Raw genomic sequence first — 15,152 nt, 5'->3', positions numbered from 1 at the left:
TCACAGCTGATTCTCCTTATCAGGCACGTTGCAATCTCCCGCGCCGGTCTATGAGTCTTCTTCTTTTAAATGTCTCAATACCGCGGCCGCCACAACACGCACCAGCTCATCGGTTGGAGCGAGAGCGGGCCGCTCTTGCCCCTTTTGGTTCTCTTGTCGGTCACTCAGCGGCCCCATCGGCTGGCCGCACGTCAGTTTCTGCACCTCTTGAGAGGGTAACGGTTTCGCGCCCCCCAAGAGACGGGCGGCCAGGAGGATCCTTGCTGTGTGCTCCAACAGCGACATCCTGTCCAAGGCCTGCTGCAGGGTCTCCCCCAAAGTGACAGCGCCGTGATGAGCCAGCAGGAAGGCGTTGTGACCCGGGAGGACCGCCTCCAGGGCCCGGGATAGATCCTCGGTGCCCGGCGTCGCATAACGGACATAGGGGACCTCACCCAACATCACGATCGATTCGGGCATCGCCGCTGTCTGCAGGCAGCAGCCGGCCACGGCAAAGGCCGTACCGACGGGTGGATGGGCATGCACGACGGCCTGGACATCGGACCGCTTCTGATAGATGACCCGGTGCATGGCACTTTCCGATGACGGCTTCTGGGACCCCCATAAGATGCGCCCCTCGAGATCGATCCGGATCAGATCCTCCGCCTTCAGATCTCCCTTGTGCGCACCGGAGGCGGTGATCACAAGCCCCCCTTCGAGGTCCCGGAGACTCAGGTTGCCATCGGTCCCGCAGACGAGACCCTTTTCCTCAAGTTTGAGGCCGGCCTTCTGTAGCGCCCGAAAATGCGCCGGTTCCACCGGACCCCTGCGGGGAGCTCCAGTCATCATAACGACGCCGCCTCATCGATACGGTCCATGACGAGACTTTCCTCAAAATCGGTCATCGGCTGATCCACATGGCTGAAAGCCTTGCTTAAGCACCGCGTGATATCACCGGCCTTCATTGAATGCCAGCCCTTTTCCATCGCGGCGATGTCACCCGCCAGACCATGGAGATAAACACCCAGTCTGGCGGCATCCCAGGGCGGAAGACCCTGCGCCAATAGCCCTGCCAAAATCCCCGTCAGGACATCTCCTGAGCCCCCCGTGGCCATTCCGGGATTCCCTGTCGGATTAAAACTCACCGCGCCGTCCGGGGAGGCGACGAGGGTCGGGCCTCCCTTCAGAATGACAACGGCCTTGCGATCCCGGGCGCAGGCCTGTGCTATTTCCATCGGATGAGAGATCACATCGGGGATCGGGATCCCCAGGAGGCGGCTCATCTCGCCAGGGTGTGGAGTGAGGATCGCCGGAGGACCGGATCGGGGCGGCCACTCCCCCTCGCCGAGGGCATTTAAACCGTCGGCGTCGACGACCAAAGGCCCGGGGAAATGGGTATAAAAATCGGCGGCGACGCGGTGGGCCTCGGGATAACGCCCCAAACCGGGTCCAAAGGCGGCCACATCCCACCCCGGCTCTCTCTTAAGAATCGTCCCCATCCCCTCGACGGCGAGATAATGTCCGTCGGTCTCGGCCAGGGGGATGCTCATCGGCTCGGTGAGTTTGGATTCAAAAATCGAATGGAGCCCTGCGGGAACGCCGACGGTGACGAGACCGGCCCCAGCCGCGACCGAGGCTTCTGCTGCCAGCGCCACGGCGCCTGTCAGGCCCGGGGATCCCCCCAGCACAATAACGCGCCCCAGATCGCCCTTATGGGCGTCGTGGCGGCGTCTGGGCACCAACAGGGCCGCTTCCGGGGCCGTCAAGGCGCTCAGATCGAGCGGCAGCGCTTCTGGCCTGGGTTCTTTAACCCCAATATCGACGACAACAACCCGTCCGATATGGTTTCGGCCGGGGTAAAAGAAAAATCCCGTTTTGGGGTTTGCCATTGTCACGGTGAGATCAGCCGAGATCGCCTCCCCGGAGACGGCGCCGGTGAGGGTATCGACGCCGGTCGGCACATCGACGGCCACAACGAGAGCACCAGCCCGGTGGACGATCTCGTGAATGACCTTGATCGCCTCGGCGATGAGACCCCGCGGAGCTCCCTGGGTCCCCGTTCCCAGTAGGGCATCGACAACGACCGCCCCCGTTCGGGCGCCCCACCAGCGGACGAGGGGTTCCAGATCACGGGCCTCAGAACAGATCCTGACGCTGCAACCCACCGCCATCAATCGGGCCAGCGCCTGGCGGGCGTCACCGCGCACAGTCTCGCGGGCACCCACGAGAACGACATCGGGGCGAAGCCCTCTCTTCCAGAGCAATCGAGCCAAGACAAAGCCGTCGCCGCCATTATTACCGGGTCCGCATAGGATGAGAACGGGCCGCGCTCCGAAGCGGTCGATATGTCGCCACAAGGCCAGCGCCAGGCCCCATCCGGCCCTTTCCATGAGCCGGGGTCCGGGAACGCCGTTTTGAATCGTATGCTGATCGAGAGCCCGCATCTGTTCCGGGGTAACGACTCGCACGCTCCTCACCTCCCCAGACTCTTGTTCCGCGCCTGTTCCGCAGAGAAGACCACTTCGTTCTTTGGAGCCGCCTCGTCCTAGGTCACGGAGGCGTTGATCTTGTCGATAATATCCAATAATTGAATAATGTCATCGATCTCGTAGTCCGCTCCGGAATGAACCACCCCTTTGGTATCGCCATAGCGCGCGAAGATGGTGCGGATACCGAGCCGGGCCGCTCCCACCATATCCCTCTCAGGCCAATCACCCACCATAAGAACCTCGGGCGGCTCCAATCCAAAATGATCGAGCGCCTTCTGAAAGGGTTGAGGTGAGGGTTTGTACTCACCGGTTGTTTCAAAGGTCACGACGGTTTCGAAGACATGATGCAGCTTGAGATGATGCAACCGCTGCCAGGCCTGCAGGGAGGGGGCATCGGAGATCACGGCAAGCCGGATATTGCGGCGCAGAAGAGACATTAATGTGAGATCGACATGCGGATAGAGGATGAGATAGGAATCCCGCGCTCTGCGGTAATTGACGATACCGGCGGCCAGGAGTTCCGGGGGAACGCTTCCGTATGTCTCTTTCAGAAACTGATCAAAAACCTTTTGATACTCGATCCCTTTGAGATCGTAGATATCGTAAATCCGCCGGCGCGCCTCTTTGGGGGCCATCTCCAGTCCCATGTCGATCATGCCCTGAACCCCCGCAAGGATAGACTCCTCCTTCATCTTCATGAAGTCAGTGAGCGTATTATCCAAATCGAAGAGTACGGCACGAATCATTGAGAAGGATTGCTCTCCTACCCATTGGAGAAGGAATACCCTGTTACGGATTTTCCATTATGGGACTACTTGGAGGATTGAGTCAGTGTTCGCCCGAAAGAGATTTCGCCGTTGTCGATCCGAATGTTGAAGCCGCATTCGGGATTGGAACATACCCAAGCCTTGTACTCGATCGGCGCTCCATCGCGACCGTAGTCCGACAAGGGAAGCAGGACCCCGTTATGACACTTCTTGCATTCTGGGAAACCCCGGTCCATAACCACCTCCACCTCACAACACAGCTATCCACCACCACCCCAGAACCTCACCTCCCACCAGCCTTTGCCGTCAAAGGCAGGGACACGGGTAAAAATTGAGATTCTGACACATTCTATCGGGACCGGCCGGGCGGATGTCAAGCCGTAAGCCTCTCGGCTCCCGATTTAAGTTTTCCTCTCCTTCTTCTGAGCGGCAGGAAAGAGGATGTTGTTGAGGATTAATCGATAGCCCGGCGAATCTTTATGTAGATCGAGGCGGGTCGGGGGGTCTCCAACTTTATGCTGATAATCCTCCGGATCGTGCCCTCCATAGAAGGTCACGGTCCCTTGGCCGTAATTCCCGTGGACATAGCGAACCTCATCGGTTCCCTCAACCTCGGCCAGAATGATTCCGGAGGGTTTGAGACACTTCCGGTTGAAATTCGTCGTTTGGCCCATAAATCCATTGATCACATTGACATGGCACTGCGTCAACATGGTCGGAACCGGGTCTTCCTTCGCCGAGAAATCAAAGAGGGTGAAATAATCGGCTTGGGGTCCCCGGAGGGCTGAATAGTCACTCATATCGATATTGGAGTACTCATAGACCATGGGATTCATTTCGAGCAGAAAATTCTCGAAAATGAGGCCCCGGGAGAAATCGAGTTTGGACTGGCATCCCGGGTCGGGGGCGTCTCCATCATAGACGCGGTCGACGATATCGACATTCCCGGCGGCAAGGGCGATATCAAAAGTGTCGCAGGCTGAACACATCGCGAAGAGGAAACCGCCTTGTGCGATGTACTGCTTTATCGCCGCCGCCACGGCATGCTTGTGTTGCCATACCTTTGGATATCCAGCGGCCAGAGCCCTCTCTTCATAGAGTGTCTGTCGATCCCTGTACCATTTCGCCGTGTGATAAGCGGAGTAAAATTTCCCATATTGGCCGGTGAAATCCTCATGATGGAGATGGAGCCAGTCGTAGCGGCTCAACTTGCCGGAGAGGACCTCCTCATCCCAGATCTGGTCATAGGGGATCTTGGCGTAGGTCAGAGCGAGGGTCACGGCATCATCCCATGGCTCGGCGATGGGTGGGATATAGACGGCGACTTTGGGAGCCTTCTCAAGCAGAACCAACTCCATGTTATTCTCTTCAATTGTGGCGTAGATCTGAGCGGCCTGGGATCCCGAACAGGGCTCAAAACCGACCCCCTCCACCAGCAGGTCCCGCCGATTCGTTTCGGTCTCCTCGATCAAGAAGGAACCCCCACGATAATTGAGCAGCCATTCAACCTCTTGTCCCCGTTCCAAACACCGGTAGGCGACACCATACGCTTTCAGGTGATCGATTTGTGAAAGATCCATCGGGATGAGATAGCGGGCTTGAAGCGGCGGCGTGAGCCCCGTGAGACTGAATATTATAAGACAGCAGATGATAAGTGTCGTCAGGGTGGTGCGTCTCATCTTCTCTTCTATCCCTCTCCCCGGCATCAGGGCCGGATCAAGAAGCGCGGCTGCGGAGTTCCGGTAATTGGGGGCGGACCCGGCGGCTTTCAAGACTTTGCGGAAATCTGAAGAGCAATTCTTCATAGAGCTCCACACCTTCATCGAAGCGGTCCTCCTGCCCCGTGAGTCCCTTCGCCACGGCCGCCAGCGCCCGTGGACCCAACGGGCTCTGACTCAATGTATCGGGCCAGCTCTTTACGGCCGTCACGGCTTCATCCCAACCTTCCAGATCGATGAGACAGAGGATTTTCTCGTAGAGGAGATCATCGACCAGTTCCTCGCTGAGCCCCCCAGCCAGCATCCGGGAAGCCTCGGCCAGGGCCACCTCAGGCCGAGACCGGCGCCGCTCATAAATAACCCTCACCACCCCGGAAAGCTCCTCAGGGTAGACGAGGGCATTCCCCTGCAGAAAGAGAATCCTCTGCAGCGCATCATTGACCCATAACCCGCCGGGAAAAGAATCGGGAACAACATAATAGGCCTCTTCAGCCCCCGGGAAATCGCCGCTGAAGAGACGCCGCTCACCGATCATAAAAGCCGCCTCCTCCCTTGACTCCTTCGCTGAAGAGCTCTCGAGGATGGCGGTGAAGGTCGACTCGGCGTCGGCCCAGGCCCCCTCCCACATGGCGCACTCGCCCAACCCCAAACGCGATTCATCGAGCAGACGTTCTGTCGCCGGGGTCAGGGGGATCGATTCCAGATTTGTGACCAGGGATTGATAAACCTCCCGGGCCCGGCCGGGATCGCCCAGCCGGTCCCGAAGGATCTGCGCCGCCTCCATGAGAGCGCGATGCGACATCTGCCCCTTCGGAAACCTTTCCGCCATCGCTTTGTAAGCCTCTACCGCTTCTTCCAACCGCATGAGATCGACGAGCAGCCGCGCCTGAGCCAGGCGGACCTCTTCTTCAACACCGGCCACCGGCTTCATGGCTAAAACGTCATCGATCACCGCCAAAGCGAGGTCGGGTTTATTCCGGTTTTGTAAAACCTCCACCAGGGGAAAGAGCGTCCGGCCGCCGGCCTTGCCCTCAATGTCCGCCTCCCGCAGCAGTTCAATCGCGCGGGTGTGATTCTCCGCGTAGACATAGGCGTTCGCCGCCAGACGGAGAATCGCCGGATTCCTGCGGCTGCGCGCCTCTCCTTCAAGATAAGCGAGTTCCTCCGGCCCCATTTCATTGCGCCGGACCAAACCCTCCACCATGTCCTGCGCCCATCGCGTCCTGGCCGGATAGAGATCGAGATAACGGAAGACGGTGTTCAACACCGACTGCGCGCGGCCCATCCGCTGATAACAGGAGGCCAGATCGAGCAGATAAAGGGCCGGATTGTTGCCCGCCCGAACCTCACCCTCATAGAGGGCCGCCGCTTCATCAAATCGATTCAATGATTCCAGAATGTCCCCATAGCCCCGGATGACGCGGGAATCGTGAGGATGTGTTGTACGCAGCTCCTCTAAAATCTCAAGGGCTTGATCGGTCTGGCCCTTCCGAAGGTAGAGCTGCGCCTGCCGGATACGGAGATCGAGCGACACAACCGGTCTCGGGCGGTTTTGAACCGCTTCTTGTTTCACCGGCGGATTCTTCAGCTGCCCGTTCGGCGGCGGGGAATCCTGCGCAAAGAGATTGCAGGAAGGAAGCATCGCCCCCGCGACGGCGAGAACTGCAGCAAATACTATTGTATATGTTGATTCTCTCATGGGTTTGACATTAAGGCTTTCCAGTACTCCTCGACGAGCCGCCGGTACTCGGCGGGGATCGGATCCTGCCCGCCGCGGAGGATACCCCGCATCAAGGCCTCCCGCCGCGTTGTTTGCTGCGGCAAAGGTTGCGGTTGTGAACGATCCGCGCTATTCCCGCCCGGTTTGCTGATTCTCTCTTCCCGTTCATCCTGCTTTCGGAGGCTGCGCTGCGCGGTCAGCAGGCGGCTGAGGATCTTCTCCTGGCGTTTCAGAATCTTCTCATCAACGCCCCGCTGGCGCATCTCTTCGGCGATCTCTTTCATTTCCTCTGCGAGATCGTCGAGCCGTCCGAGGACATTTCTTTGATCCCCCATCTGTTGATTCACATCCTCAAGCCCTCTCCGAATCATCTCCTGACGCGCCGCGAGCTTCTTCATCTGATCCCCTTGTGCGGGCGTCAGGCGGGGGCTCATCGATTGCCCCATGAGGGATTGCGAATCCTGATTAAGACGGCTCTGCTGGGCGCCCAAGCCTTGGAGCTTGTTTTGACATTGGGAGTTCGGGTTGGAGCAGGAGGACTTGGACATCCCGCTGCAGGTTTGCAAAAGACCCGCTATGGCGCTGTCTATCGCCTCGCGGGACTCCATGGCGAAAACATTGGCCGGCTGGCGGCTGCCCCTTTCGAAATGGCGGACCGATTGATCCATTTTGCGGAGCGCCTCGCCCATGAGACGGGCCTGTTCCATGCTGATGACCGGCGTTTCACGACCCACGGCAAATAGCGAATCGAGATTCGTGCGGGTCTCTTCAAGCAGGGCCTGTTGTTCCACCGCCAACTGATCGGTTGAATAGCGGCTCTCTTCCAAGACAAGCCCTTCCTGGGTTTGTGAAACAAAGACAAGATTGTTAGCGATGGCGAAAAGCTTCCGGGTGATTTCGGTATTGTTGTCCTTCTCCATCGCTTCCTTCGCCGACTGCAGCTGCTGGGACATCATCGCAAGATTCTGCTGGGCTTTGCGCCCGAAGCGCAGCGAGTCTTTCGGTTTTCCCTGGGACATCGACTGCTGGGATTGCTGCATATTCTGCTGCGCCTGATCGAGGAGGTTCTTGCGCTGGAGTTCCTTCATCTGCTCGGCCAATTGCTTCAATGACTCCTCACTCATTTTACTGAGTTCTTCGAGCTGCTTCTCGAGACGTTTTGTTTCTTCCTCGATTCGCTTCTGCTCTTCCTGCAGGGCCTGCCGGTCGGCTTCAGACATCTTGCTTGAAGCGCTTTCGGAATCCTGACTCTCCGAATTCTCCTGCTCCGCCGATTTATCTGAATCGGTTGATTCATTCGATTCCGCTTCTTTATCCGACTCGGCCGCTGCTTGTGTCTTCTCGCCCTCCTCGGATTCGGAAGCCGCCTTGTCCGCCGCCTCTTCTTTCATCTCGTCGGTCTTTTCGCCGGATGCCTCCGCCAGCTGTTCATTCAGCGCCTTCTGCTCCATGGCCAATTTCTCGACCTCTTGCTGCAGACGCCCCAGTTTCTCCTCGGCCATCAACCGTTTGAGAAGCTCCAGAGTCCGGTCCAGACCCTTCTGCAGATCTTGCTGCGAAAACTTGAAATCCTCCATCGCCTGCTCAAGATCCCGCCGGCTGAGGTTGTTCATCGCCTCTTGCATGGCGTTCATATACTCGTGAAATTCTTCACTCTGGATCTCGTTGACCAATTCGCGAATTTGCTGGAGTTTACTCGCCATCTCCGGTGTGAAGAGGGATTGCTGTTCCATTTGCTCCAGAGACTGATTCAAAGATTGCGCAACCTCTTCAAGCCTCTCACCCAGATTTTTCTGGTCTTGTAAAAATTCCTGGATTTCCTGCTGCTTCTCCCAGGAAAGCTCCGTCTCCTTCTTCAGCTCTCTCGATATCTCTTCAAGGTCATCCTGGAGCTTCTCTTGTACATCAAGCATTTCACCAAGGTCGAATATATCCTGTTCCTGTTCTTCCTCCAGCTGGGTATACATTTCAGCCAGCGACGGGAAGCGAATCGTAAACATGGCGCTGCGGGTGATCTTCGGCCCGAGGACGGCGTCGTTGTCGGAGAGTTCGAAGAAGAAAGAAACCTCCGTTCCCGGCAGCAATCCCAAGTCCTCCAAATCCCACGGATAGGTGATGCGGGCTTCGCGGGCCGATTCCCACAACCCGAGGGACAGGCGTTGCGGCGGCTCCCACGCCCGGCTGTAGATGAGAACCAACTCGCCCAGGCCGTAGTCGTCAACACACTCCACATCGAGAATAACTTGCATGTCGGTGGGAACGTTGAGATCACCGGTCGGTGACAAGACCCTCAAAACGGGAGGAAGATCATCCAGCAGGCTGACCACGAAGGGCTCTGAACGCCAGGCGCCCCCGAGGGTGTCGCGGAGGGAGACACGGTAGGTATCGGCCTTTGCGACGATCCACCCGCCCTCCAACTCGCCGCCGGAGGAGCGCAGAACCTGCCGATCGCCGGAATTCCAAATCACCGCTCCTTCCGCCCCCGGCCGCGACGCGGTGATCTGCAGCGTTGCCCGCGTTCCCAATAGGGCCGAGAAATCGCCATGAGAAGCCACCTCGGATTGACGGGGCAGTTTTGTATAAGAGGGCCATTCCAGTATCTTGCGGTACCCCAGCGCGCGCAGGGGTTCGCGCAGGGTGACCTGATAAGGCCGGCTCCGGTCGCTCTCCGTCGCGACAAGATAGGTCAGGCCTGCCTGGAGATCGGCGAAATGATACGAAAAATCCTTGCGGAGCCTGCCCGGGACCGCGTCGGCTGAACCCGCCGGCCGCCCCGATCCATCGAGTGCATCCGTGGGCGTCATCGGGTAGGAACGCCAAACGCCATCCGCCCCCTTCACCAACAGATGCGCCGCTTCGATCTTTTCAGTCGATTCCACCGATGCGGTCACATCCAAGGAAGATCCCCGGTCGAGAGATATATCCCCCGGCGCCACCGTCATCAGCACCAGGGGCGGCTGAATCGAAGCGGGGGTGGTCAGCGCCGTGAGGGAATCGCGGAAGGCCACCGGTGACAGGACGAAGAGCAGCAGCGCGATGAGGCCCGCCGCCGCCGCGATCAGGCCGGGACGGCGCAAGGAGGTGGTTTGATAAAGCTTCGGTATCGGCAGATCGTGATGGATCTTCCGCGCCCGCGCGATAACCCTCCCGATCAGATGGCGGGCCAGCGGGTCTCCTTCCAGGGGATTCAATTCGAGACGGAGGGCATTGATGAATTCGTTATCAAAGAGATCGGCCCTTTGTTCAAGCCAGGCGCCGAATGTCTCCAGATCGCTACGGCGGCGGAGATAACGGCGAAGCCCCCAGATAATACCGCCCAGGCCCGCGGCCAAAGCTAATCCGGCAAAAATCCAAGCCGAAAGAGGGGATGCCGGCATCAGCATTCCCAGGGCGAGCAGCAGGAGCCAGAAGGGGGCGACCCAAGCAAGAGCCAGGAGCGACGATTCGGCCCCGGCGCGGCCGAGCGCCCGTCGATAGGTTTGCTTTAAAATCTCATTCCAGGATCGCTGCTCGGCGCCCGGCCGTGAGCCCGGCCGGGAATCCTGATCGATGTCCGCCATCTTCGCCCCCACGGGCGCCGACTCCTAGGAGGTCAGCGCGTAAAAGATCACGTTGATAGCCATCCGTTGGGCTTGCTCCCGCAATTGGGGAGGGTCTGAGTGGACATCCGGATCCTCCAGACCATCTCCAATGTCGGCCTGGTAGGTGTAGAAGACCATGAGACGTCCATTGTCATCGAAAATTCCGAATCCCTGAGCCGGTTTCGCGTCATGCTCATGGATTTTCGGCGGCCCGTTGGGAAAATCGTAGATGCCATGATAGATCGGATGCTCGTAGGGGAGTTCCAGCAGCTCCCGGTCCGGGAAAACCCGGTGGATTTCCTGCCGGAACGATTCATCCATCCCATAATTATCATCGGCGAAGAGGAATCCGCCGGCCAAAAGGTAGGTTCGCAGCCGCCGCGCCTCCGCCTCGGTGAAGCGGATTTTCCCATGGCCGTTCATATAAACGAGGGGATGATTGTAGAGATTCTCATCCATCGGGGAGAGACGGGTCTCCTCGATCCGTGTAACCCACAAGCTCGTTTCGTTCTGGAGGGCCCGGGCCAGATTGGGTAGAGATGTCGGATTACTGTACCAATCCCCGCCGCCGCCATATTTCAACCGTCCAATGGCCATGCCGGGAGTCGGGGGCTGCCCGTAGAGCTCTCCCAGGGGGATTAGAAGGAGGATGAGAATCAGGACGGGCCGCCAGCGGGTCATGGGTTCCTCACATTGCTGCATCTATGAATCAGCGTCTCAAAATGGGGGCTGAGACCGGATACGTCCTTGAAACCCGAAGGCCCCTTCCGGGTTCCGGGGCGGGGCCATGAACCTCCCCAGCGGCATCAACCGTGAGATCAAGTTAACACATCTGGGACGGATGAAAAAAGGGCCCGCGTGCGCGGGCCCTTTCAAAGGCTATTGGGACGGGGCCGGTGAAGCCTCCGTCTTGATCCGCCCGGTCGCGGAAGGACGCGCGCGATTGAAGAGGTTTTGAATAACGAGGACCGTCGAGCTGGCCACGAAGATGGAGGAGTATGTTCCGATGGTGATCCCGAGCAACATCGCCAGGGCAAAATCATGAATCACCTGCCCCCCCAGGATAAAGAGGGCCAGGACGGTGAAGAGCGTCGTGGACGCCGTGATGATCGTCCGCGACAGGGTCTGATTGATGCTGAGATCGAGAATATCCTCAAACGGCACCCGCCTCCGTATCTTCAGCTGCTCTCGAATCCGATCGAAAACGATGATTGTGTCATTGACCGAATACCCGCCGATCGTCAGGAGGGCCGCGATAACGGGGAGGGTAATCTCCCTTTGAAGGATGGCGAAGACCCCGAGGGTGATGAGGACGTCATGGAAGAGGGCCAGCACCGCGGCAAAGGCGAACTTCAGCTCGAACCGTATGGCGATGTAGATGAGGATGCCGAGGAGCGAGATAAGAACCGCCATGGTCGCCTTGCCCCGCAACTCACTTCCGATTTTCGGCCCCACAGATTCTTCTAGATAGAGGTCTCCCTCCAAGCCCGGATACTTCTCCTGCAAGGCCGCCAGGATCTGCGCCGAGGGGCTCATATCGTTGGCCGATCGACTCCCCTGCATCGGGACGCGGATCATGAGATTCTTGGGATTTCCCTGGATGTCGGTGATCTCCGCCCCCTGGAAACCGATGCCGGTGACCGTGTTGCGGACCTCATCCAACGGCAGTTTCTGGTTGAAAAGATATTCAATCATAAGACCGCCGGAGAAGTCGATGCCGAGGTTGAACCCGCCCTGGATGAGCCATCCCAGAAAACTGGCCAGTATGAGAACCCCGGAAAAAATGAAGGCCTGGCGCCGAATGCGCATGAATTTGTAATCGGTCTGGGAAATCAACTGAAACATAAGGCCATTCCTTTCTTATCGCCTCTCGGCCGCTTTCGTCTCAAGCCCGGATGATCAAATGGAAAGGTTCTCCAACCGCCTACGAGACAAGACGACATCAAAGAAGAGTCGGGTGACGAAAACCGCCGTATAGACATTCGCGATGATACCGATCATCAGGGTAATGGCGAATCCTTTGATCGGACCGGTCCCGAAATTGAAGAGGACCACCGCGCTGATCAATGTTGTCAGGTTGGCATCCAAAATCGTCGTCAAGGCCCTTGCGTACCCCGAACGCACCGCCTGCGATACCGTCTTTCCGGTGCGCAACTCTTCACGGATACGTTCAAAGACAAGAACATTGGCATCGACCGCCATTCCGATGGTGAGAACGATACCGGCGATACCGGGCAATGTCAGCGTTCCCCTCAATCCGGCAAGAACCGCAAAGAGGAACAGCAGGTTTAAACATAACGCCATGACCGCCAAGATGCCGCTGACGCGGTAATAAATGATGATAAACAGTACGACCAGAAGCCCGCCAAGGAGGCCGGCCTGTACCCCCTGCCGGATCGAATCGCGTCCCAGGGAGGGGCCGACCGTCCGCTCTTCGATGATATGGACTTCGGCGGGAAGAGCGCCCGCCCGAAGGATAATCGCCAGATCCCGGGCCTGCTCATCAGTGAAGCTGCCGGTGATCGAGGCGACGCCGTTGGGGATCCTCTCCCTAAAGACCGGCGCCGACCGGACCTTTCCGTCGAGGACGATGGCCAGTTGCTTGCCGACATTGGCGCCGCTGACACGGCGGAAAATGCGGGTCCCATCCCGGTCCAGCGTCAGTTCAACACCGGGGGCATTGGGCGCATTCTGATTGAGCCCCACATCCATCCGGGCATTCTTGACAACGGCTCCGGTCAACTCGGTCCGCTTATTGAGGACATAGAGGATCTGGCCCGTGGAGCCATCCCCCAAATTGAACTCCTCGGTTCCAAGGGAAAGCATGGCATCCCGGGGCACGAGGGAGTCGATATTAACTTCCTTGAAGATCCGCTGCAGATCATCAACAGAGTCATCGGGAATCAGCACCCCGCCGATGAAAGTCTGAGGATACCGGGGAATAAGATCGAGGATGGGATTGAAGCTCTTGACGCCCAAGGTATCCAGCGAATCGGCGACGGCCGGGCGGAGGATCCGCGCCACTGAGCGATCGACCCGCTCCAAAACCTGAATCGCCTCGGCTTCCGTCTTGACGAGTTTGAACTCGAGCAGAGCCGTTTGACCGATGAGCTGAACGGCGCGCTCCTTATCGAGCAACCCCGGCAGCTGAACAACAATCCGATCATCACCCTGCTGCTGAATGATGGGTTCGGAGACGCCGAACTGGTCGATACGATTGGAAAGGATCTCCATCGCCCGATCCATGGCGTCATCGACCTCGCCTTCCTTCAGCTGGGAACGATCGAGTTCCAGAATGAGGTGCATACCCCCCTGGAGATCGAGGCCCAAACGCAGCGACTTCTCCTTCAGAGACGCCCGAGTCTCCTCGGATAGTGCGGCTAGTTGGCCGGCATCCATCGAATAGAGTCGCAGGGAGGGATAGATCAGATAGATCGCTCCCAGAAATAGGATGATCAGAATCAGAAACTTCCAGCGTAATCCTCTAGCCATCGCGGCATCCCCTCGGGATCAAGTAGCCTCAAGGTAACGGGTTATCAGGATGGGATTTGGAGCTTCCGCCCCCCACACAGCCCGAAGCCCAATCGTTAAAAGACACAGATACGCAGCATAGCTAGAGGCTGGGGGGCCGTCAATCCCCTTCCGGTCTTTCTCAGCGGTCCGAAAGGATCCATGGACCCGCTCAAAAGACCCTTTCAAAAGATCCGCTCAGCGTGCCTTCATTTTTTGGAGGCAGAGAAGAAAGCAGGCGCTTTCATCGGAGCCGATTCCCAGCCAGAGAGAGGAGCGGGGATCCTGGCCGGGGATACGGGTGCAATACGAGATATAGAGTTCCGATCCATCGCCGCCCTGACTTTGGGATTGGAGACCCGACGCTTCAGGGGTCTCCTCCCAACCGAGGAGTACCCGCCCACCGGCCTTCTCAACGGCCCCCGTCACAAGGCCATTCAGACGGATGAGAGATGAATCGGCCGGTACCGGCCCCCACCAGATCGGGAACTCGACCGAACCATGGACCGCCCCCGTCACCCGTTGCAGGGTGGCCGGATCAAGATCGGGCGGCGGCCCGGGGTAGAGTGGGATCTGGCACGCGACCAGGGAGGCCCGGACCGGGTCCAGCAGAATCTCGAGGGAATCAAGAGAGGCGGAATGAGACGCCGTCGGGGGGGATTTTTGGGGAATCCCCCCCGACATGACGAAATAGGTGACGACGGCGCCGGCGGCGAGACCGGCCAACAGGATCAAAAGGAGCTTGAAGATGCGGCCGATCATTTATTTCTCCCGCCCTAGGGGCCTACAGTCGTCAAATCTTTCCATACGACAATATGCCAGAGTGTATCCCCTTCAGCCGTTGTTTCTTCTGTTTTTCTGAAATGAAAATCAGCGGCGCCCTGAATGATGTTCGTCGTCAATACACCATCCTCCGGATCCCGAATATTTACCGTCAAATAAATATTTGTCACAAGAATCTTTACATCGGCTTGCGCGAATTCCGACTCTTCGCGAGGACCCACGACCCAGTCAAGCTCAACATCTTCCACATTGGTATCTTCGAAAAGACCCCGTGTCGCCTCCTTATCCTGCTCCAATCCCCAGGAAGGGGGAATGTCGGGATGCTCTTCAACATCGACATCACTGAAAAAGAAGGTGTAGTCCTCGGAGAAGAGCAGGATATACTCCTCGAAATTCTTCCGCTCCCAGGCCAGCCCAAAGTTGTGAAGCAGATTCTCCGGAGACGTTCTTTCCAAGAATTTCTCGGTAACCGGTGGGGGCAATTTGCCTGATTCCGTACTCCAAGGGCATCCGGCCACGAGCGGGATGATGAGTAAAATAATCCATCGAATAGCTTTCAGATTTTGCATTGTGGTCTTCCTCCGGTTGCGTTCGAGGCCGCGGCT

General features: G+C 58.1%; 12 protein-coding genes. All 12 read right to left on the bottom strand.

The features are described 5' to 3' along the window. Window positions 1-48: 48 nt before the first annotated feature. A complete protein-coding gene (locus KJ970_00515; GenBank protein MBU2689382.1) occupies window positions 49-828 on the bottom strand; it encodes a class II aldolase/adducin family protein in 780 nt (259 codons plus the stop codon). Further along, entirely contained in the window at window positions 825-2,447 is a 1,623-nt protein-coding gene (locus KJ970_00510; GenBank protein ID MBU2689381.1) for an NAD(P)H-hydrate dehydratase, read from the bottom strand. The genes KJ970_00515 and KJ970_00510 overlap by 4 nt, the downstream gene beginning before the upstream one ends. Before the next feature lie 77 nt (window positions 2,448-2,524). Beyond that, a complete protein-coding gene (locus tag KJ970_00505) occupies window positions 2,525-3,214 on the bottom strand; it encodes an HAD-IA family hydrolase (GenBank protein ID MBU2689380.1) in 690 nt (229 codons plus the stop codon). A gap of 65 nt (window positions 3,215-3,279) precedes the next feature. Next, entirely contained in the window at window positions 3,280-3,471 is a 192-nt protein-coding gene (locus KJ970_00500) for a hypothetical protein (protein MBU2689379.1), read from the bottom strand. 165 nt (window positions 3,472-3,636) lie between these two features. Continuing rightward, window positions 3,637-4,815 (bottom strand): asparagine synthetase B, encoded by a 1,179-nt coding sequence (locus tag KJ970_00495; protein MBU2689378.1) that lies wholly within the window; start codon window positions 4,813-4,815, stop codon window positions 3,637-3,639. A gap of 136 nt (window positions 4,816-4,951) precedes the next feature. Next, window positions 4,952-6,652, bottom strand: coding sequence for a tetratricopeptide repeat protein (locus KJ970_00490; GenBank protein MBU2689377.1), 1,701 nt, complete (start codon window positions 6,650-6,652; stop codon window positions 4,952-4,954). Then, a complete protein-coding gene (locus KJ970_00485) occupies window positions 6,649-10,233 on the bottom strand; it encodes a hypothetical protein (protein ID MBU2689376.1) in 3,585 nt (1,194 codons plus the stop codon). Before KJ970_00485 ends, KJ970_00490 begins: the two co-directional genes overlap by 4 nt. A gap of 24 nt (window positions 10,234-10,257) precedes the next feature. Then, window positions 10,258-10,956 carry a DUF4159 domain-containing protein gene (locus tag KJ970_00480; protein MBU2689375.1) on the bottom strand — a complete coding sequence of 233 codons (699 nt, stop codon included), beginning with the start codon at window positions 10,954-10,956 and terminating at the stop codon, window positions 10,258-10,260. Between the two features lie 177 nt (window positions 10,957-11,133). Further along, window positions 11,134-12,099 (bottom strand): protein translocase subunit SecF, encoded by a 966-nt coding sequence (gene secF, locus KJ970_00475; GenBank protein ID MBU2689374.1) that lies wholly within the window; start codon window positions 12,097-12,099, stop codon window positions 11,134-11,136. Window positions 12,100-12,153: 54 nt separating this feature from the next. Further along, the gene (secD, locus tag KJ970_00470) at window positions 12,154-13,746 is read right to left on the bottom strand and encodes a protein translocase subunit SecD (protein MBU2689373.1); all 1,593 of its coding nucleotides are present in this window, start codon (window positions 13,744-13,746) and stop codon (window positions 12,154-12,156) included. A gap of 216 nt (window positions 13,747-13,962) precedes the next feature. Next, window positions 13,963-14,526 (bottom strand): hypothetical protein, encoded by a 564-nt coding sequence (locus tag KJ970_00465; GenBank protein ID MBU2689372.1) that lies wholly within the window; start codon window positions 14,524-14,526, stop codon window positions 13,963-13,965. 14 nt (window positions 14,527-14,540) lie between these two features. Then, the gene (locus KJ970_00460; GenBank protein ID MBU2689371.1) at window positions 14,541-15,116 is read right to left on the bottom strand and encodes a hypothetical protein; all 576 of its coding nucleotides are present in this window, start codon (window positions 15,114-15,116) and stop codon (window positions 14,541-14,543) included. Between the last annotated feature and the right edge of the window lie 36 nt (window positions 15,117-15,152).

Source organism: Candidatus Eisenbacteria bacterium, from assembly GCA_018831195.1.
Lineage (GTDB): Bacteria > Eisenbacteria > RBG-16-71-46 > CAIMUX01 > JAHJDP01 > JAHJDP01.
The sequence above is the reverse complement of the archived record's forward strand: the minus strand, read 5'-3'. Positions and strand labels throughout refer to the sequence as shown.